Genomic DNA, 20,904 nt, shown 5'->3' with positions numbered 1-20,904 from the left:
GCGATCCCGGAGCCCTGTCAGATCGTTTTTCCAAACACGCTTCTGGAACCTTCCAGGTTGGCACTTGCGACATGCTTCATCATCATCCAGGCAAGCTGGATCAGGCGTTGCCGGGGTAGTTCCGCCGCCGGTCCTGACAGGGCAATGCTTGAACGGACTTCACCACTGCTTTCCCGCCAGGGAATGGCAACGGCATTGATACCAGGCCGATAGGATTCAAGATCCAGGGCATATCCCTTGACCCGGACATTCTCGATTTCCAGAAGAATGTTTTTGCTCAGGGCATTTGCGCGCGTGGCAAGCACACGTTTCCCCAGCCCCGGCACAAACGCCAGAAACACCAACCCGACCGAGGAGCCTTCGAGCTTTTCCCGGTCATGCAGACGGGACGCGGCGAAGAGCGGGTCCTTCAGATCCACGATATCGACGTAAGCAGCCTTGTCTCCGCTGGGAACCGCAAAATAGACCGTGGCGCCACTCTCCCGGGCGATCTGCTCCAGAACAGGCCGCATCTTGTCGCGAAAAACGTAGTCATTCCCCACGATGCGGGAAAGATTGAGGATACGTCCTCCAAGATAATAATTCATGTCCCCCAGACGGCGGTGAACATAACCAAGCTGCTCCAGCGTCTGAAGAATGTTGTGGGCCGTCGTCTTGCCCAGACCGGAGATGATGGCCAGATCCCGTAGTCGCGCGGCACCACCCTGATGCGCAATGATTTCAAGCAGAGCTACGGCGCGTTCGATGGATTGAATCAGTTTTGGAGTTTTCGACATAGAACCTTTTCTCTTGAATGGCCGAAATGATCGAAACGCAGCCTGATAGCCCTGTTTAGCCGAAATGCTTTCTCCGACGGATCAGGAAAACATTTGGCCGCTTTGCTCGCAGGCAAAACGGCCATTTTCATGTCCCCCACCAGGCAGGGTTCGCGCCTCGACGTTTCCCGGAGACCGCACTTCATGCGGCCCCCGTTTTTTTCAGTTCGTTCCCTTGGGAAGGGCGAAAACAACCATCTGGTCAGAGATCGGCGTCATCATGAAGTGGTGACCACCAGCCATGATCGCAACATACTGCCGTCCGTTGGCTTCATAAGTCATCGGATTGGCCTGACCGCCGCCCGGAAGAACATGCGACCACAGGACCTTGCCTGTCCGCTCGTCGATGGCCCGGATCAGGTTGTCGGTTGCCGCACCGATGAAGACCAGACCACCCTTGGTAATGACGGCACCGCCATTGTTAGGTGTTCCGATTTCCCAGGGCAGTCCTGTCGGCAGTCCCCACGGACCGTTGGCACGCGCAGTTCCCAGCGGATGCTGCCATAGAACCTTCTGCCCATGCTTCATGTCGATGGCGGTGATCATCCCGTAAGGCGGCTTGTGGCACAGCATGCGGGTGAACGGGTCCCAGAAAGGTGCAATCGTGATCGCATAGGGCGTCCCTTCCATCGGACCATTGCCTTCCGCCGAGGCTCCGGCACCGGGCTTGTAATGCACGGCATCAATCGGCATCAGCTTCAGGCTGTCCGCCTTGCGACGGGTGATGAGCTGGGCATACATCGGGGACGCATTCCAGTTGGCGATCAGGATGCCCGTTTCCGGATCATAGGCCATGGAGCCCCAGTCGCTGCCGCCATTGTTGCCCGGATACATGATCCACGGCTTGTCCAGGCTGGGCGGCGTGAACTCACCCACATAATGCGCGCTGCGAAACTTGATACGGCAGTAGAGCTGATCCAGCGGGGACATGCCCCACATATCCTTTTCCTGAAGCTCCGGCATGCGCAGGGCAGGCATCCCGACGGACCAGGGCTGCGTGGGTGCACGCGTATCGCCCGGAACATTCCCTGCCGGAGCCGGCCGCTCCTCCACGGGAAGGATGGACTTGCCCGTCCTGCGGTCCAGAACGAAGGTCTGCCCACGCTTGGTCGGTACGATGATGGCTGGAACCGTCTGCCCGTCAGGCGTCGGCATGTCCATCATCGTGACCTGCGAGCCCATGTCGTAGTCCCAGACGTCCTTGCGGGTCGTCTGGTAAACCCAGCGCGGAGATCCGGTCTTGACGTCCAGTGCGACAATTGACGTGGAAACGGCATTTTCCTCAGGGCTGCGATATCCACTGAAATAGTCGCCGGCCGAGTTCCCGGTCGGAACATAGACCAGTCCCAGCGCGTTATCGCCTGTCAGAGCGGCCCAGGAATTGGGCGTGCCACGGCTGTAATGGTTGTTGCCGGTCGGCTGCGAATGGTCATCGGGGCGCTTGACGTCCCAAGCCCAAACGAACTTTCCGCTCTCCACATCATAGCCGCGCACGACCCCGGATGGCGCCCACCGGCGCTGACCATCCAGAACCTCGTGATTGACGACAACCACACCATTCACGACCATTGGCGGAACCGTCATGGCCACGAAGCCCGGCACGGACTCACCCAGCCCCTGCATCAGGTTGACCTGCCCGCCATGACCGAAAGTGGGGCAAAATTCACCGGTCGCCGCGTCCACTTCGACCAGCCGCATGTCCAGCGTGCCTTCGATAATACGGTTGTGACACGGCTCGCCTTCAGGCACCTGCGATGATGTGAAATACGTCACGCCCTTACACGCCGCTGTGTAGGGAATGGACTCATATTTCACATTCAGATCGCGGCGCCAGATCTGCTTACCCGTTGTCGGGTCGAGCTTTATGATGTCGTTCTGTGCCGAACACATGTAGAGACCGTCGCCAACCTTGATCGGTGTCGTCTCGGCTGCCCATTTGTTGGCTTGCCCAGGTCGCGGATAGCTGCCCGTGTGATAGGTGAACGCCACTTCAAGCTGGGAGACATTCTCTGGCGTGATCTGGTCCAGAGGCGAATAGCGCGTCTGGTTGTCATCATGTCCGTATGTCGCCCAATCCTCACGCGCCGGACTGGCGCTCTGCTGCGGCACCATGGCCGGCAGTGCCGACGCATCAATGGAATCCATATCCGGCAGATTGGCGGCATTCACGCCCGGGGCCTGCGGCGCATAAGCGGACGGGCCTGCAAAATAGCTCGGGTCTGGCGGCGCATCCCGTGCCGGTTCGTCGGCTTTGCCCGCCCCCGGAATTGAAGCGGAGGGCGGACCGCCTGCTCCGGCAGGAGCGAACTGTGCATGGGCCGCAAATGGCAGCGCAGTCAGCGCCAGAGAGGCCACTGTAGCGAAAAGATATGGCCGACGCATCAGACGGCTCCCTTGCTGGAAAAACGTACTTCCTGACGGCGCAGGACCGGAATGGACAGGGCGACAAGAACGCCCAGAAGGGTCGGCCCAAAAGCGCGCGGAAGAAGATCGATCGGGCTGAAACCCACTTCCCACAGGGACCACACCCATGTGTAGGCCAATGCGCCGAGATACAGGAACGCACCCATCGTGCGCCCCAGGATCATGAGAATGCCTCCGGCAGCCAGAAGCAGCCCGCAGAGCGCATAGTAAAAAGAGCCGCCCAACATGGCGAGATCTACTCCGCCGATGACAAAGGCCACACCGACGAGGGTGATAACGAGACCAAGAAGCAGAACGAGCCACTCCACAAAAGTCGCATTATGAAAGTGCCGGAACATTACATTCCAGGATGAATTAACCATGAACCTTTCCTTTCCCGGATGGGAATTAGTGATTACATGCAAGTGGATTAAATAAGAGCTCCCGAGATACCTCACTAAGGCGTGATATAACTTGGTGTTCTTATAATAGTTACTTTGAGTTTTGCTTCAAAGTGTGATTCCGGTTTCAAAGTCCAGTATTAATGGATTTTTGTATTTATTGGTTCCTCCCGTGCTCCAGATGTACTGGGCACCTGGACGGATCAGCAGCCAGGGCGTCGGACGCCAGCCATAATTGAGTTCGATCGAGTGCTCGCCGGAAGGCTTGTAAATTCCTGTAGCCCCCGTGCCCTGCAGTTCACGAACCCAGCTCGTAAGTTTCGGGCTGACCCAGAGCATCTTCATGCCAAGGCTAACCGTGTCGTTCGGTCGCGTGGGGAATGTCCCTTTGCGTGTCAGACCCCAGTCAACGAAATACGGCGCAACAGACGTCCGTGGATCGCCCCACGTAAACGACGCGAAAAAAGATGTTCCACGGTTCGGATCATTCCCGTCACGCTCCAGCATCCGGTCGAACTGGAACCAGCCGCCAAAACGCCCGCGCACCTTGGAAACCGGCGCAGAAACCAGGTACTGCTCCGGGATCCCGAAAGTCCCAAGTTGCGAATAGACGTTCTTGACCTCGGAAGAGTCCCAGTAGCCACCAATTTTCACGTTGGTCTGAAGCGGCCCGCTGTAATCGTCTTTTCCACCCTGATGCCAGACAAGCTGGAACGGAAGAAACGTTCCCGTCGCGCCATGCAGGTTCATTTTCCAGCCGTTATGCGTATTGCCGATCGTAGGGTCGACGGAATAGGCCCCGAACTGAATGGAGTAATGGTCATTTCCCGCCGGATAGAATTTGACCCATGCGCCCGGATGGGCGGTTGGATAATAACTGTATCCGGAGTTGTAAGCGATTGACTGGGGCATGCCGCAGATCGCATTACTTTCGAATTGGCAATAGTTGTTCATGCCCCAGTACATGGACCATGATTCGAAATCCGTTTCGGCGTTCATTTCACCGACATCCGTGGTCACATACCGGTTCCAGGGCATTTCCCAGGACAGGAGGGACAGACGTACGGTCGGAGAACCGTAGATTTCCTGCGGACTATCCAGCGCCGGCAGTTTTGCCCCAAGCCCGAGACCGGCACGTGACGTTACGGTAAGGTGGAACAAACCGATCGAGAATCCCGTCAGTTTCTTGAGATCGAAGTCCACATTGACCCCGACCTCATGCGCGTAACGGACATTTTTCGAAGCTCCCCCCATCGGGTTCCCTGCACTATCCTGAAAATAATGCCCCCCGATGTTGATGCCCTTTTTCGTCAGCCACGTCCGCCACCCGGCCCAGTCTCCCGTCATCGTGCTCTGGGTCAGCCAGTCATGAAAACTGTCGGGGAAAAAGCTGTTCTCCGTCGTATCGGAGGTAGTGGCCATACGTGTGCTACCGTCGGCATCCGGTGCAGTCTTCACAAGTAACGGTCGTGGATTCACTGTTCTGACAGGAGAATTTTTCGCAGAAGACACATGAGAATTTACACGACCATGAACGTTCCCTGTCTGAATGACGGGAATCTTGGAAATATCCTGTGCTTTCAGCCCGCAAGGAATCCATAGAAGTATTAAGGTACTTACATAAAGGACCCCTTTTTTACGACCAGGATCGTTAGAGTGGTTTGACATATATTTAAAGGCTCCCTGCGCGCCTCCCATTCTTCAGAAAAGAAGTCGCAAACCCTAGAAATCAAAAAACCGGACCAAACAAAATAGCTCACCCGATGACAAAAACCGGACTGAAATCCATTAGGAATGGACTTCAATCCCAATGGAACCCTAATCTATTGTTTTAAATGGAATTATTTATCGTCTGACCATTCATGAAACCGGCAGAAAGCTGCCCCTCACTTGTCCGTGTAGAAAACGGATCAAACGCCAGTTTTTGGCGGCCGCAAGCACTGATTTTCGTATTCGGATGGACGACAATTCCGGAGCAGAGCAAGGCGCTGTTTAGCCTGCTGTAAAGTTTCAGAACCTGTGGTTCTGAATACACGCCCAATATGAAATGGAGCGACAGGGTTTCCATCTCGGAAAACCCTGTCGCCGGGATGTCTCAGTTGGCCTGAGCTGTCTGCCCGTCATCCAGGGCATAGGCGAGAATATAATCGCCCGTCCGCGTTCCCATTCCCGCATGTCCGCCGGCAGCAATCACGATATACTGCTTGCCGTTGATCATGTAGGACATTGGATTGGCCTGACCGCCCGCCGGAAGACGTGCTCTCCAGACCACTTTGCCTGTGCTTTCATCAACAGCGCGCAGATAGTCGTCCGCCGTTGCGCCCAGGAAGACGAGACCGCCTCCGGTCACCATCGTGCCACCAATGTTAAACATGCCGGTTGGCAGGGGCAGATTGGTATGCGTGCCAAACGGGCCGGTATCGCGCGTCGTGCCGATCGGATGCTGCCAGACGATTTTCCGGCTGACGAGATCGATCGCGGTCAGCGTGCCCCACGGTGGTGCGTCACAGGGAACCATAAGCGGGTTCAGCCAGGGGTGGACGTAGCCAACATACGGCGTACCGTACTGAGGACCATACACACCGCCCTTCACATGCGGTTCGTTTCCGCTGCCATCCCACGGGGGCACAAAACCCGCCTTCTCGACGGCGTCACGCGGCGCCATACGCAGCATGAAGGGGATATAGTTGGCCGTGGAAATGACCAGCTTGTTCACCGGATCGACAGACGCACCATTCCAGTCCACGACACCGTCAAACGCCGGGTAAACGATGGTTTCCTTCAACTGTGGGGGCGTGAACTGCCCCTGATAGGCCGCCTTGCGGAACTGGATGCGGCACATCATCTGATCGATCGGCGTTGCGCCCCACAGATGCTTCTCTGTCAGATCTTTTGGCGAGACAGAAGGAAGACCGACCGAATAAGGCTGCGTCGGTGTGGTCCAGTCTCCGGGAACAGCGCCCTGGGGGGTCTTCTTTTCCGCAACCTCGGCAACGGGCTTGCCCGTCTCGCGGTTGAGCATGAAGAATTCGCCACGCTTGGTTGTCTGGACCAGAGCAGGGATTGTTGAACCATCAGGTCCGGGCAGATCGATCAGCGATGGCCCCACCGGGACGTCCATATCCCACACGTCATGATGGACGGTCTGGAAATGCCAGCGCAGTTCGCCGGTCTTCGCATCCAGCGCGATGATCGAACTGCTGAACTTGTCATCGAACGGACGACGATGCCCACCGAAGTAGTCCGGCGGCGCGTTGCCGGTCGGCAGATAGACCAGGCCCAGCTTGGGGTCGGCTGTATAGACACCCCAGGCATTGGGCGTGTCGCGGGTCAGTTCATCATTGGGTCCTGGCGTCCAGGTCTGCGGATTGTGGCCCACATCCCAGGCCCAGACGATCTTGCCGGTAATGGGATCAAACGCACGGACAGCGCCTGACGGCTCGAACGTGGCCTGATTGTCGAAGATCCAGCCACCGGTGATGACACGATCACTGATGATCATGGGCGGCGACGTGACGAAGTGGAAACCGTCGGGGACATGACCCAGATACTGCGTCAGCGAGATGAAACCGTGTTCCCCGAAATCCTCGCAGGGCTTACCCGTTTTAGCATTCAGAGCCATCATCCGGGCATCGAGAACCGGGGCAATGATACGCTCCGGGCACTCTGCGCTCGCCCCTTCAGGAGCCTTGTAATAGGAGACGCCACGGCAGGCGAGATAGACGTCCGGGCCGGTATTGGCCTTGGGATCGTATTTCCATTTGATCTTGCCCGTTGCCGCATCAATGGCTTCAACCCAGCTGTGACCGGTGCAGACATAGAGCGTGTCGTCGACCTTGATGGGCGTATTCTCGAAGTTGAACTCATGCCCACCATCGGTGCCCCCCTGATCTTCACCAGCCCGCATGGTGTCACCCGTGTGCATGCTCCAGGCAAGCTTCAGGTTCTTCACGTTCCCGGCGTTGATCTGCTTGAGCGGAGAAAAACGATCCTGGCCCTGAGTGCGGCCATAATACTGCCAGTCCTGATCCGGAACGGAGGTATCAGATCCGCCGTCGGAGCCGGACGCCAGCTGTGCGGCCCCGGAGATACCGTTTGGCTGCAATGCTGCGACAACCAGGGTCAGGAACGTTGCCGCGGTGACACCACCAACAGTGAGTGTCGCAGCACGGGAAACGGGAAACAGCCTGCCCCGGAACCAGGGCAGAAGAACAAGAAGTCCAAGAACGATGAATGCGACAAGGCGCGGTTCAAGTTCCCAGAACGTCAGATGGACTTCCGCCAGTGACCAGACCAGTGTTCCGAAAATTGTAACTGCCACGACCCAGAGCGCAAGACTGCGACGTGTCCAGGCCAGCGCGGCACTTGCCGCCAAGGCAAGACCAGCGATCAGGTAATAGAATGTTCCACCGAGAGAAATAAGTTCTATTCCACCGATGATGAGCGTCAGGCTCACAATGAATATCAAGCCACTTATAGCCCATGGCCTTGATCCCGTAGGGGTTTCGCTCGACATTTTACCTCCAATGTGAACGTTTTTATTTTGAATTCAGAAACCGGATTTGCGTTATTTATTTTAATTTTTACTCCATACCTGGTTCCCCAATGCCCCACATCCGTGGATGTTCATGTCTTCTGACGAAACGCCTGAGATGGTTTCTGAAAGGGATTTGCAAGTGTGAAGATGTCTTCATTTCTCTGCAGACCATAAAATACGGAAAAGAACAGGCTTCATTAATATTAAATAGAAACAGGTATTTCTGTATTATTTTTCGAATTAAAGTAAGTCATTTTACAAAATATACTCCATCGTCAAAGGACATTATTTCCATTAATGGCAAACAATAAATGAACACCATCAATCGATTGTGAGTATCTGTTTTGTGATGCTTGCTCACGGAACCAGAACAGATGTCTGCAAGAGACTTACTCTGACGAACGGAAAGATCAGCTCTTCTGATCCGGATGCTGGCCAGAGCGACGGTTGATCAATCATGACGGGTGTGGTCCGTTAGCGCTGATCCGGGCTGACCGAAGCGGGTGACAGGCCGCAGCCCAATGACAGGTAACGCGTCCGGGCAGTCGTGATCCTTATGGAAAAACGCTGCTGACGTTTTGAAATTATGGAATTTTTCGTGCAATCCGTCTCCGCTGATCTCCCATCCCGCTATACGCCTTCGACGCGCCTCCGCGTTTTTGCCGGTCTGATCCTGACCATGATCATGGCGGCGCTCGATCAGAGCATTGTCTCCACGGCCCTTCCTACGGTCGTTAGCGATCTGGGCGGTCTAGCCCACATGTCATGGGTGGTGACGGCCTTCATGCTGACCTCGACGATTGCTACGCCCCTGTACGGCAAGCTTTCCGACATGTTCGGCAGACGCCCCCTGCTCGGATTCAGTATCGGGGCCTTTCTGCTGGCCTCGCTTCTGTGCGGTGTTGCCCAGAGCATGTGGCAGCTGATCCTGTTCCGGGGATTTCAGGGGATCGGAGCCGGCGGGTTGATGACCCTGTCCCAGACCGTGATCGGTGACATGGTCACGCCGCAGCAGCGTGGCCGGTATCAGGGTCTCTTTACCGGCGCTTTCGCCGTCAGCAGCGTGACCGGTCCATTTCTTGGCGGCGTGCTGACCAGTGCCCTTTCATGGCGCTGGGTCTTTCTGGTCAACCTGCCTGTCGGACTTCTCGCCTTTACGCTGATCATGCTGAGCCTGCCCTCTGGTGGCGCTGAAAAAAGGCCGCGTATTGATTATCTGGGGGCCGGGCTTCTGGCGATTGCGACAGCCGGCTTTCTGCTCCTGTTCAATTCCCTCGGAACCGCCCTGTCCTGGACATCCCCCCTCACCCTGCTTCTGCTGACAGGAAGCACGGTGGTTTTCCTGCTGTTTCTCTGGCAGGAACGGCGCGCACCTGAACCTCTCGTCAGTCTTGGTCTTCTGCGGATTGCGGATTTTTCCGTCTGCGTGGCGGCTACGGGGATCATGTCTTTTGCCATGATGGGGTCGATGATTTTCCTGCCGCTGTATTATCAGCTCGTCCTGGGGGAAACTCCCGCGACTTCAGGCCTGATGATGCTGCCGCAGGTCGGCACCATGATGATCAGTTCGATCCTGGGCGGTTATGTCTCATCGAGGACGCAGCGTTACGAACTCCTGCTCGTGATTGGTGTCGGTATCGAGTTTCTGGCCCTCGCCCTGATTGCGCTGTGTGCCCGTCATGGTGCGCCCGCGTTCTCGTTCCTTCTGAGCCTTGGATGCCTGGGAGTCGGGATGGGCATTGGCATGCCCAATGCGACGGTCATCATCCAGAACTCCGTTCCAGGAAACATGCTGGGGATCGCCACAGCCATGATGGCATTCATCCGCTCCTTGGGCGGATCGCTTGGCGTGGCGCTTTCAGGGGGCGTGATGGCCCTGATGCTGCGAAACAGCCTGAATGCCCTGCCCGAAAAGATCGATGTGCCCACATTTCTGGAAAACGGCATGGCAGCCATCCAGACGCTCTCTCCCGCCCTGCATGATCAGGTGAAGGCCGCCTACAAGACGTCGATCAGCGCGAGCCTGACTGTCAGTAGCAGCTTCATGTTCCTCGCTTTTATGCTGATCGTGGGACTGATGGCGCGCAAGAAACTGAACCCTGGAAACGACCAGACCGCATAGGCTTCAGGTCTGCTCCTCCCCCTGCGGCAGAGACTGATACCAAGGGCTACTGTCTTTGACTCATCTGTGAAGTGACGCGAAGGGCCTGTTCTGATTCTGTTGTGAGAGGGAGGATCGGGAATGGCTGGTGCGATTGCCTTACGGACGGATTATACGGCTTCTGCGTTACGGGGTCTGGCCTCTCGTATGCGGGATGCGAATGTTGCACGGCGCCTTTTGTCTCTGGCTGCGGTGCGCGACGGTGCCAGCCGGGGCGAAGCGGCGCGGATCGGCGGCATGGACCGGCAAACCCTGCGGGACTGGGTGCACCGGTTCAATGCTGCGGGGCCGGATGGCTTGCGGGACCAATGGCGCAACGGGTCGGTCTGCCGCCTGACAGCGGACCAACTGGCAGAATTATCGGCGCTGGTCACGACAGGGCCTGACCGTGCCCGGGACGGTGTGGTGCGCTGGCGTCGGGTCGATCTTCAGCGGGTCATCGAAGAGCGTTTTGGCGTCTCCTATCACGAACGCCATGTCTCCGCCCTGTTGAAGCGGCTCGGGTTCAGCCACGTCAGCGCGCGTCCGCGTCACCCCGGACAGGATCGGTCCGTCATGGACGCGTTTAAAAAAACTTCCCCACGATCCTGAGCGCCCACACCGGGCATCTGCCCAGAGGCAGGCGGATTGAACTCTGGTGGCAGGACGAGGCCCGCATCGGGCAGAAAAACGGTCTTGTCCGGCAATGGGCGCGGCGTGGCACCCGACCACGCCAGCCTGCCGATCAACGCTATGAGAATGCCTGGCTGTTCGGCGCCATCTGCCCCGCACTCGGCAAGGCGGCAGGCCTGGTGTTGCCGTTTACCGGCACGGCCAGCATGCAACTGCATATCGAGGAAATCTCACGCCGCGTCGCACGCGGAGCGCATGCCGTCGTCCTGCTCGATCGCGCCGGCTGGCATACGACACCCAAACTCAGACTGCCGCGCAACGTCAGCCTGATCTTCCTGCCGTCCCGCGCGCCCGAACTGAACCCGGTCGAGAATATCTGGCAGTTCCTACGCGCCAACTGGCTGTCCAACACCGTATTCAGCGGCATCGAACACATCATCGAAGCCGCATGTACCGCATGGAACAACCTCACCGCCCTGCCACAGACCATCCGATCCATCGGTCTCAGAAACTGGGCTCATATAGGTCAAAGGTGATAGCCCTTGGTATGACAGAAGCCGCCCGGTTCCCGGATTTTCTTAACGCGGAAGAAACATGTCGCCGCGATACTGCAGCGGTTCTTTCGATCGGGCTGACATAAAAATTCCACAGGCCTGCAAGGATCACACTCTTGCGAGACTGAACCGTCTCGTCTACTGACAGCAGACCATCCTGACGCCACTCAGACACCCGCAAGGAGACATGGCATGGCTACGAAACGTTATGGAGGACGGCCTGATACCAGGATGTCCGAAGAACTTGATGCCCTGATCCTCCAGACGGCCGTGCATCTGTTCGGCGAAAAAGGATATGCCGCGACCTCCATGGAGCAGATCGCCGCCGTCGCGCAGGTGGGCAAACAGACCATCTACCGGCGTCATGCCTCCAAGGAGATCCTGTTCAAGACGGTCATCACCGAACTCGGACAGAGCCTTCTCGGAGCCGCGGCTCCTCCCGAAGACATGGTCTCCGCCGACCCTCTTCTGGCCCTGCGCCAGACCATGCGCATGCTGATCGATCTCGTGCTGCAACCCGATACCATCGCGCTGAGCCGAACCTTCATCGCCGAAGGATGGCGTTTTCCCGATCTGGTCGAACATGCGGGGGCCCATGTCTTCGAACCGCTGGAAAAGCTTACGTTCAAGCTTCTGGGTGAGGTCGAAAAAGCCGGTCTGCTGAACAGGACCTGTGGGTGCGAGGAGACATCCCGGATGCTCTCCGCCCTTCTTCTGAGCTGGCCCCACCAGCAGAGGCTCTTCGGGCGGATGGTTCTCGCAACGCCCCAGGAGCGCGACCAGTATCTTGAGCAGACCTGGAACGCCGTCATGAGCGGAATCCTCGTCTCCCCCCAGGCCAGCACGGCGGAGACGTCCCGATGAGAGCTTCTGCCGGCAGATTGCCCGTCATGCTGGGCAGCAGCCTTCTGCTTGTTCTGGCAGGCTGTCACAAGAAAGAACCGGCTCCAGACATCCGTCCCGTCCGTTCCATGGTGGTGCAGCCCGTTGACAGCACAGCCGGCGAGCCCCTGACGGGTCAGGTTGCACCCCACCGCACCGTGACCCTGTCGTTCCGCCTGCCAGGCAAGATCGTTGAACGCAGCGTCAGCGTCGGCAGTGCCGTTCATGCCGGACAGGTCGTAGCCCGCTTGGACGAAGTGGGCGCGACGCAGACCCTGCAAGCCGCGACCGCAGACGTGGAAGCCGCAAAGGCCGACCTCATCCAGATGGAAGCGCTCCGTAAACGCGCTGTTGCCCTTCTCCCGGTGCAGGCCATTTCCCGCAACGAGTATGACGACGTGATCCGCCGCTACCATACGGCGCAGAGCACCCTTCAGTCCGCTCAGGCCCGCATGCGGATTGCACAGGAAGGTGTGGAGCACACGCAGCTGACGGCGGATTCTGATGGAATCATCACGGACCGCCTGGCTGAAGTCGGGGAAGTCGTTGCTGCAGGCCAGCCGGTCCTGCGCATGGCGCAGAGTGGCGAGCGTGACATCCAGTTCGACATCCCGGCCTCCCTCGTGCGCGCAACCGGCCTGATGGGACGGACATTTTCGGTCTGCCTGGACGCCGAGCCCCGGCTCTGTACGACGGCAAATCTTTATGAACTCGCACCCGATGCTGATCCCCTGACCCGGACCTACCGGGCCAAGGCGCTTCTGCAGTCCCCGCCTGTGGACATGACTTTAGGATCGGTCGTGGTCGGTCGCATGACGCTGACGGACCGTCGGGAAATCCGCCTGCCCCCTTCGGCCCTTACGGCACAGGACGGCAAGCCCGCCGTCTGGGTTGTCGCTGCCGACACATCGACCGTTGCCCTGAGACAGATCGAAATTGCCAGCTACACCGCCACGGATGTGCTCGTCTCATCCGGACTGAACGCCGGGGACCGCGTCGTCACGGCCGGTGTGCAGGCGCTCTATCCGAACCAGAAGGTCACGCTGCTGAATGACGCCGATGTCCGCCCCTGAGTCTCCGGCCCCCGGTGGTGTGAACCTGTCGCGCTGGTCGATCAACCATCGCGCGCTCGTTCTTTTCTTCATGATCCTGATCGGTGTGGCGGGCTTCAGGTCCTATTTCGCCCTGGGGCGTAACGAGGACCCTCCGTTCACCGTCAAGACCATGGTCGTGCAGGCCATGCTTCCCGGTGCCTCCGTCGAGGAAACGGCCCATCTCCTGACAGATCCCATCGAAAAGAAGCTGCAGGAAACGCCTTACTTCGACTACGTCAAAAGCTACACGGTCGCGGGAAAAACCACGATTCTGCTCAATCTGCAGTCGGGGACACCCAAGACGAAGGTTCCGGATATCTGGTACCAGGTCCGCAAGAAGGTAGGCGACCTCAAGGTCTTCCTGCCCTCCACAACCGCGGGTCCGTTCTTCAATGACGAGTTCGGCGATACATTCGGCATCATCTATGCCTTCACGGCACAGGGTTTTTCCCATCGTGACCTGAGGGATTACGTCGAAACGGTCCGCGACGAACTGCTGCACGTCCCCGATGTCGCCAAGATCGAGACGCTGGGCGCGCAGGACGAGAAGATCTATGTCGATCTGTCCAGCCACCATCTGTCCCGGCTGGGGATCAACAGTGCGATGATCGCATCGTCGCTTCTGGCGCAGAACGTCCTCATGCCTTCCGGCACGCTCGATACCGGAACGGAGCAGATCCGGATCCAGCCCACCGGGCAGTTCAATTCGGTGCAGGACATCGAGAACGTCACGGTCTATGCGGGAAGCCGCAAGATCCGCCTGGGAGACATTGCCACTGTTACCCGCTCCTATTCCGATCCTCCGCAGACCATGTTCCGCGTGAACGGACAGGACGCCATCGGTCTGGCGATTTCCATGAGTTCCGGCGGCAACGTCCTTGCGATGGAAAAGAACATTTCCGCCACGATGACGAAGCTGCATGCGCGGATGCCTGTCGGGATTGAGGCCCATCTCGTCGCCAACCAGCCCAAGGTCGTGAAAGACGCTGTTGGTGACTTCACGGAAGCCCTTTTCGAGGCCATCGCCATCGTGCTGGGCATCAGCTTCCTCAGCCTTGGCGGCCGCGCGGGAACTGTGGTGGCCTTCTGCATCCCCTTCGTCCTCGCCGTCGTCTTCACCTGCATGGAAATCTTCGGGATCGACCTTCAGCGTGTCTCTCTGGGCGCGCTGATCATCGCGCTTGGCCTGCTCGTGGATGATGCCATGATCACCGTCGAAAGCATGGTCAGCAAGCTGGAGGAAGGCTGGACCCGTGCACGGGCCGCGACCTTCGCCTATACATCCACGGCCTTCCCCATGCTGACGGGCACACTGGTGACGATCGCGGGCTTCGTGCCGGTCGGTTTCGCGCACAGCATTGCGGGCGAATACACGTTCTCGCTGTTTGCCGTGGTGGGCATCGCGCTGGTCGTCTCTTGGTTCGTGGCCGTTCTGGTCGCGCCGCTGATTGGGATCACGATCCTGCGCGAACATCCCGAAGCGACGACCGGAACCGCAACGCCCCGTCCGCCCGGACGGATCCTGACCACGTTCCGGCGTTTCCTGCTGCTGTCGATGCATCATCCGCGGGTAACGGTTTTTGCCAGCCTCGGCGCGCTCGCTGTAGCCCTGCTCCTGCTGCCGCTTGTGCCAAAGCAGTTCTTCCCGGCCTCGGACCGTCCAGAACTGCTCGTCAACCTATCGCTGCGACAGGGATCTTCAATCACGGCAACGGCGGATGTCTCCCGCAAGCTGGACGCCCTGCTGCGCAACGATCCCGATATCGACCACTGGAGTTCCTATGTCGGTCGTGGCGCCATCCGCTTCTATCTGTCGATTGACGAACAGCTTCCCAACGATTTCTTCACCCAGACCGTAATCGTCGCCAAGGATGCCGCGGCGCGCGAACGTGTCCGCCATCGTCTCGATGAAGCCCTGAGCCGACAGTTCCCGGACATCGTGCATGGCCTGTTCGCCCTGGAACTCGGACCGCCCGTGGGCTGGCCCGTGCAGTATCGCATCAGCGGCCGCGATCCCGACAGGGTCCGCGACTATGCGCAGCAGGTCGCACGCATCATGGACGAGAGCCATAATCTGCGCCTGATCAACTTCGACTGGGGCGACCCGGCACGGAAACTGAGGATCGATGTCCGTCAGGAAGACGCCCGGCGACTGGGGCTCTCCTCGTCCGCCATTGCCATGGCCATCAACTCCACGGTCACCGGCATGACCGTCACGCAGTTACGTGACAGCATCTATCTCGTCGATGTTGTCCTGCGGGCCAACAAGGACGAACGCCTGTCGATCGAACAGCTGCGAAATCTCGATATCCGCCTCCCGAACGACCTGACCGTTCCCCTGTCTTCGGTAGCGACAGTCTCGTATGTGGAAGACTATCCCCTGATCTGGCGCCGTGACCGCCTGCCGACCATGACGGTCCAGGCGCAGCTCCAGAACAACATACAGCCCGATGCCGCGGTCTCCGCACTGGCTTCCAGAATGGCCGCGTTCAATGCCAGCCTGCCGCCCGGCTATCATCTTGCAGTCGGCGGAACGGTCGAGGAAAGCGCGAAGTCCCAGGGGTCCGTGGTCGCGGTCATGCCGGTCATGCTCCTGATCATGATGGCGGTGCTGATGATCCAGCTTCAGAGTTTCAAGCGTCTGGCGCTGGTCCTGAGTGTTGCGCCGTTCGGCCTGATCGGTGTTGTCGCCTCCCTCCTGATCTCGCAGCATCCGATGGGCTTCATCGCCATGCTCGGTCTTGTGGCGCTGGTCGGGATGATCATCCGCAACTCGGTCATTCTCGTTCACCAGATCGAGATCGAGCAGCAGGCCGGCAAGTCGGAATGGGACGCGGTGGTCGATGCCGCCATGATCCGGTTCCGGCCCATCATGCTGACGGCCGTGGCCGCCATCCTCGGCATGCTCCCGATCGCATCGAGCGTCTTCTGGGGGCCGATGGCCGATGTCATCATGGGTGGCCTGGCCGTTGCCACGGTCCTGACCCTGATCTTCCTGCCGTCGCTTTACGTCATCTGGTTCCGTGTCCGCGAACCCACCCCCGATCCGGCAGAAGGAGCCGCATGATGCGCAGATGGCTTCTCTTTGCCCCGCTGCTTCTGGCGGGATGTTCCTGGCTGGCACCGGATTACAAACGCCCCGCGATGCCCCTTCCCGCAACATGGCCGGGAGCCGCCGCCGTGGTGCGCGATGACCGGACATGGTGGCACAGCTATGGCGATCCGGTTCTCGACCAGATCGTCCAGACTGCCCTGCGGGACAGTGACGATATTGCCCTGGCCGGCAACCGTCTGATGCAGGCCAGAGCCCAGTACGGCTATGCCTTCGCCAACCAGCTCCCCATGCTGTCGATTGCGGGAGCCGATGCCTACGGACAGTTCGCGAACGGACGGGTCAGCGCCCTGAACCAGAGCCTCCATTTTCCGAACAAGACTAGCAATCTCGGGTTTGTCGGCGGAATGCTCACTTATGAACTCGATCTGTGGGGCAAGAACGCCAGTCTCAGCAACGCGGCGAAAGCCGGGGTTCACGCTGGTGTCTATGCGATGGATGCAGCACGGCTCTCTGTCGTCGCGGGTGTTGCAAAACTCTATTTCAGCCTGCGCGCGCTGGATGAGGACGTGGCCCTTCTGAAACAGACGGCCCAGACACAGGACGATCTCCTGGCGCTGGTCCAGCGGCAATACGACGTGGGTGCCACGGATGCCCTCACCCTTGAGAGCGTGAGGGAACGGCGCGATACCGTCCACGAACTCCTGCCGGACATGGAAGACCAGCGCGACAGGGCCGAAAGCGCTCTCGCGGTCCTGATCGGCCAGTCCCCGCAGGGCATCATCCAGAACGAACTTCCCCGCGGCCGGAATATCGGGGACATGACCGTCCCGGAAGCGACCCCGTCCCTTCTGCCCTCGGAACTGCTTGAGCGCCGGCCCGATATCGCCATGCACGAACAGATGCTGATGGCGAGCAATTTCAATATCGGCTTCGCACGGGCGGCCTACTTCCCGTCGATCTCCCTGGCCTCCCTTGCGGGCGTGAATAACGTCGATATCGATAACCTGTACCGGGCTACGGGTCGCGCATGGACACTGGGGGCGGCCATGGCGGCGCCGGTTCTGGATTTCGGACGCACGGAAAGTGGCGTCCGGCTCGCAAAAGCCGGGAAGAACGAGCAGGTGATCCTCTACCAGCAGTCCATCCGCTCCGCCTTCAAGGAAGTGCGGGACGCCATTCTGGCGCAGAAGACCGCCGCAGACCGCGAAGGCGACACCACCTCCCGGGTAGCGTCGGACGAGCACCGTCTGCACCTTACGACGCTGCGGCTTGAAAATGGCTACGCCAGCCGGATCGACCTCCTGACCGCACAGGCCATCGTCCAGCAGGCACGGCTCGCACAGGTCTCGGCAAGGATCCAGCGGCTGAACGCCTCGGTCGATCTCTACAAGGCGACCGGCGGCGGATTTCATGTCCCTGCCCGGCAGGCAGCAGTTCGCCCATGAAAAAGGCCCTGTTTTCTCTTGTCGCGCTCCTCTGTCTGGAAGGCTGTGCCTCTCCCATCTCCGTCCGGCAGCTTTCCCTGACATCCGCCTATCAGGACCGGAACCAGAGCGCCCTTGCGGGAGGTCGCCTCACCAATCTGACGCGCACGGTCCTGCAACGCGAGAACCTGCTTCCCCTGTGGAACGCCCATCCTGCTCAGGCGCTGCTTGCCCTGCAGGACCGGACCCGGAAACATTTCTATACCAGCACGCTGGACGATCAGCTTTTCGCCCTGGCGGAGCTGAACTACCTGCAGGGACGGCGCCATCAGGACCGCGCGGCTTATATGGCTGCCGCGCTTTATGCCTATGCCTATATCAATCCGGACGCCCCTGCAGACGAGCGCCCCAGCCCTTACGATCCCCACCTGCGGCAGGCCTGCGACCTGTACATGTTCGGCCTGACCGAGGCTCTGGGAACACCGGTCAATCTGGTCTCACAGGAATGGCGCCTCTCCTCCGGTCCCGTGACCCTTTACGTCGACCCCGGACAGCTCCGATGGCATGGACATGATGTCACCGATATCCGTCCCGTCTCCCGCCTTGCGGTCAGTGGGATTGAAAACACCTATCGCCAGAAAGGCCTGGGCGAACCCGTAGGAGCACTGCCCCGTCTGACCGCGCAGGAAAACAAATCCTTCCAGATTGCCAATTCGCTGCGCGTACCGATGAACCTGATGCTGGTCATGAGCGCTCCCCGGCAGCAGATCCTTTCGGACCATGTCTCGGCCAGCCTTCGGCTGACCCCCATTGATCAGACCATCGTAGGACAGACGGCGCCGCTCCAGTTCGACCAGACGACCGCCCGTGCCGAAAGCCTGAATGACGCGATGGACTGGTCCGTCGAATATCGCGGTTTCCTCGACGGGCGCCTGTTCAACAAAGGCGATCACCCGCAACTGCTGACCATCGAGCCTCATCAGTATGGGCACCGGCCGGTTGTGCTCGTGCATGGCACGGCGTCCAGCGCGGCGCGATGGGCGAGCATGGTCAATGACCTGATGGAAGACACAACCATCAGAAATCATTATGAATTCTGGTTCTTTTCCTACGCGACGGGAAACCCCATTCCCTATTCCGCGCTTCAGCTTCGCCAAGCGCTGGAAAAAGCCGTGGCCCAGCTTGGTGGCGCGAAGGCAGATCCTGCCCTGGGAAAAATGACCCTGATTGGACACAGCCAAGGTGGCCTGCTGGCCAAGATGCTGGTTGTGAATGCGGGAGACAGGCTCTGGAACGGCATGATCTCCATTCCGTTGGACCGCCTGAAACTACGCCCGCGCGATGAGACTCTGCTGCACGATGCCCTGTTTCCAACCCCGCTTCCCGAGGCCCGCAGCGTCGTCTTCATTTCCACACCCCAGCATGGAAGCTATGTCGCCGGACTGTCCGTGGCGCAGCTGGTCGGCCGGCTCGTGACGTTCCCTGTCTCGGTTCAGGAGACAGTACGCGCCGTATTCGCGAGCTCGCCGGAAATCCGCAAGCTGAACATGCGTCCCTGGCGTGTCGGCAGTGTATACGGCATGTCTCCACGCAGTTCGTTCATCCGGTCTCTGGCCGCTATTCCCGTCGCTCCTGACGTCGAGAGCCATTCGATCATTCCGGTTCTGGGAGAGGGCCCCCTGAAAACTGCCGATGACGGCGTGGTCATGTACGAAAGCGCCCATATTCCGGATGTGCAGTCGGAACTTGTGGTGCGTCATTCCGGCCATTCGACCCAGTCCAACCCGGTCACAACCGCAGAAGTCCGCCGCATCCTGATCAGGCAGCTTGAAGAGGACGGAACAGTTCCCCCCGAAACCGACAAGGGCGGAAAAGGAACGGTTACCTCTCTGGGCGGCACCTATACTCCCCTTGAACAGGCGCACGGCCAGTGAGCGCGCAGAAACAGTCCCGCTGGCGACGGGCCGGAAAAGCCGCGGGGCTGGCGCTGCTCGTTCTGCTTGTCCTCTTTGGGACGGCGGCGCTTTATTATTCAACGCTTGAGCCGGACGGGCTTCGTATCGCCCTGACCGTTCTTTTCCCGCTTCTTGTTGCTGGCGCGTCCCGTTTGCCGAACAGGCTGGCCTCCAGGACCGGTATTGGCACGCTATTTGGCGCACTCGGCCTCTGGTACGTCACCGACCCGCCCCGCAATGACCGGGAATGGCAGGGGGAATATGCCGTCCCCGCTGATGTCACAATGGATGGAAATCTTGCCCATATCCGGAATATCCGGAACTTCATTTACTGGACCACGCAGGACTACACGCCCCGTTATTACGACGCGACATACAACCTGGGCGACCTCTCATCCGTTGATCTCGTCACATCCTACTGGGCGGGAAATGCCATCGCGCATGTCTTTCTGAGCTTCGGCTTTCGTGATGGACGGCATGTGGCCATGTCCATCGAAACCCGCCGTCAGAAGAAATTCCAGTATTCGACGATTGCCGGTTTCTTCCATCATTACGAGATTTTCTACGTCACGGCCGACGAACGGGACCTCATTGGTGTGCGGACGGATGTCCGGCACGAGCGCGTCTATCTCTACCGTCTTACGCTCTCGGCTTCGGAACGCAGGAGGCTGTTCGAGAGCTATCTGCGGGAAATCCACACGCTGGTCCAACACCCGGCATGGTATAATACCCTGACTGACAACTGCACAACGGGCATCCTGACCCGGGCGCAGGCCAGACTGCGCTACCGGCTGGACTGGCGGGTTCTGCTCAGCGGATACACCGCGTCGCTGGCCTATGATCTCGGGCTTCTCGATACCAGGATTCCGTTTCCAGAACTCAAGGCCCAGAGCCGTATCCAGCGCCCCGCCAATGCCTCGCCGGATGCGGATTATTCAGAGGAAATCCGCAGCAAACCTCATGAGATAAATGACCCGGCGGACTGACTTCTGTCATGCCCGCCAATGTCCC

The 20,904-nt window shown here is 59.1% G+C and carries 12 protein-coding genes and 1 pseudogene; 8 read left to right on the top strand and 5 right to left on the bottom strand.

What is annotated here, in order from left to right:
• Positions 1–17 precede the first annotated feature (17 nt).
• The 5 genes and pseudogenes from HKD31_RS13005 to HKD31_RS12985 all read right to left on the bottom strand — a co-directional run bounded on the left by HKD31_RS13005 (position 18) and on the right by HKD31_RS12985 (position 8,135).
• Positions 18–776, bottom strand: a complete 759-nt coding sequence (locus HKD31_RS13005; RefSeq protein ID WP_194265453.1) for an IclR family transcriptional regulator — start codon at positions 774–776, stop codon at positions 18–20.
• Between the two features lie 201 nt (positions 777–977).
• The gene (locus tag HKD31_RS13000; protein WP_194265452.1) at positions 978–3,197 is read right to left on the bottom strand and encodes a pyrroloquinoline quinone-dependent dehydrogenase; all 2,220 of its coding nucleotides are present in this window, start codon (positions 3,195–3,197) and stop codon (positions 978–980) included.
• Positions 3,197–3,601 carry a glycerol dehydrogenase gene (locus HKD31_RS12995; protein WP_370543928.1) on the bottom strand — a complete coding sequence of 135 codons (405 nt, stop codon included), beginning with the start codon at positions 3,599–3,601 and terminating at the stop codon, positions 3,197–3,199. Before HKD31_RS12995 ends, HKD31_RS13000 begins: the two co-directional genes overlap by 1 nt.
• Positions 3,602–3,727: 126 nt before the next feature.
• Positions 3,728–5,092 (bottom strand): annotated as a pseudogene (locus HKD31_RS12990) (carbohydrate porin); the annotation flags it as partial.
• 622 nt (positions 5,093–5,714) lie between these two features.
• A complete protein-coding gene (locus HKD31_RS12985; RefSeq protein WP_194265451.1) occupies positions 5,715–8,135 on the bottom strand; it encodes a membrane-bound PQQ-dependent dehydrogenase, glucose/quinate/shikimate family in 2,421 nt (806 codons plus the stop codon).
• A 619-nt stretch (positions 8,136–8,754) separates the two neighbouring features.
• On the opposite strand from HKD31_RS12985, the gene HKD31_RS12980 reads away from it, so the two are divergent.
• The 8 genes from HKD31_RS12980 to HKD31_RS12945 all read left to right on the top strand — a co-directional run bounded on the left by HKD31_RS12980 (position 8,755) and on the right by HKD31_RS12945 (position 20,879).
• Positions 8,755–10,278 (top strand): DHA2 family efflux MFS transporter permease subunit, encoded by a 1,524-nt coding sequence (locus tag HKD31_RS12980; protein ID WP_194265450.1) that lies wholly within the window; start codon positions 8,755–8,757, stop codon positions 10,276–10,278.
• A gap of 120 nt (positions 10,279–10,398) precedes the next feature.
• A protein-coding gene (locus tag HKD31_RS12975) for an IS630 family transposase (protein ID WP_194265449.1) occupies positions 10,399–11,465 on the top strand; the annotation gives its coding sequence in 2 pieces (ribosomal slippage) (positions 10,399–10,885 and positions 10,885–11,465; 1,068 coding nt in all).
• Between the two features lie 210 nt (positions 11,466–11,675).
• Positions 11,676–12,347 carry a TetR/AcrR family transcriptional regulator gene (locus HKD31_RS12970; protein WP_228120710.1) on the top strand — a complete coding sequence of 224 codons (672 nt, stop codon included), beginning with the start codon at positions 11,676–11,678 and terminating at the stop codon, positions 12,345–12,347.
• Positions 12,344–13,438 carry an efflux RND transporter periplasmic adaptor subunit gene (locus HKD31_RS12965; RefSeq protein WP_228120708.1) on the top strand — a complete coding sequence of 365 codons (1,095 nt, stop codon included), beginning with the start codon at positions 12,344–12,346 and terminating at the stop codon, positions 13,436–13,438. The genes HKD31_RS12970 and HKD31_RS12965 overlap by 4 nt, the downstream gene beginning before the upstream one ends.
• Entirely contained in the window at positions 13,416–16,526 is a 3,111-nt protein-coding gene (locus HKD31_RS12960; RefSeq protein ID WP_194265448.1) for an efflux RND transporter permease subunit, read from the top strand. Before HKD31_RS12965 ends, HKD31_RS12960 begins: the two co-directional genes overlap by 23 nt.
• Positions 16,523–17,959: an efflux transporter outer membrane subunit gene (locus HKD31_RS12955; protein ID WP_194265447.1), complete on the top strand. Its 1,437-nt coding sequence runs from the start codon at positions 16,523–16,525 to the stop codon at positions 17,957–17,959. The genes HKD31_RS12960 and HKD31_RS12955 overlap by 4 nt, the downstream gene beginning before the upstream one ends.
• Positions 17,956–19,872, top strand: coding sequence for an esterase/lipase family protein (locus tag HKD31_RS12950; RefSeq protein ID WP_194265446.1), 1,917 nt, complete (start codon positions 17,956–17,958; stop codon positions 19,870–19,872). The genes HKD31_RS12955 and HKD31_RS12950 overlap by 4 nt, the downstream gene beginning before the upstream one ends.
• On the top strand, positions 19,869–20,879 hold the full coding sequence (locus HKD31_RS12945) for an Lnb N-terminal periplasmic domain-containing protein (protein WP_194265445.1): 1,011 nt from the start codon (positions 19,869–19,871) through the stop codon (positions 20,877–20,879). The genes HKD31_RS12950 and HKD31_RS12945 overlap by 4 nt, the downstream gene beginning before the upstream one ends.
• Positions 20,880–20,904 lie beyond the last annotated feature (25 nt).

It is taken from the genome of Gluconobacter potus (assembly GCF_015244705.1).
GTDB classification, from domain to species: domain Bacteria; phylum Pseudomonadota; class Alphaproteobacteria; order Acetobacterales; family Acetobacteraceae; genus Gluconobacter; species Gluconobacter potus.
Note: the sequence above shows the minus strand (reverse complement) of the source record. Positions and strands in the feature narration are given on the sequence as shown.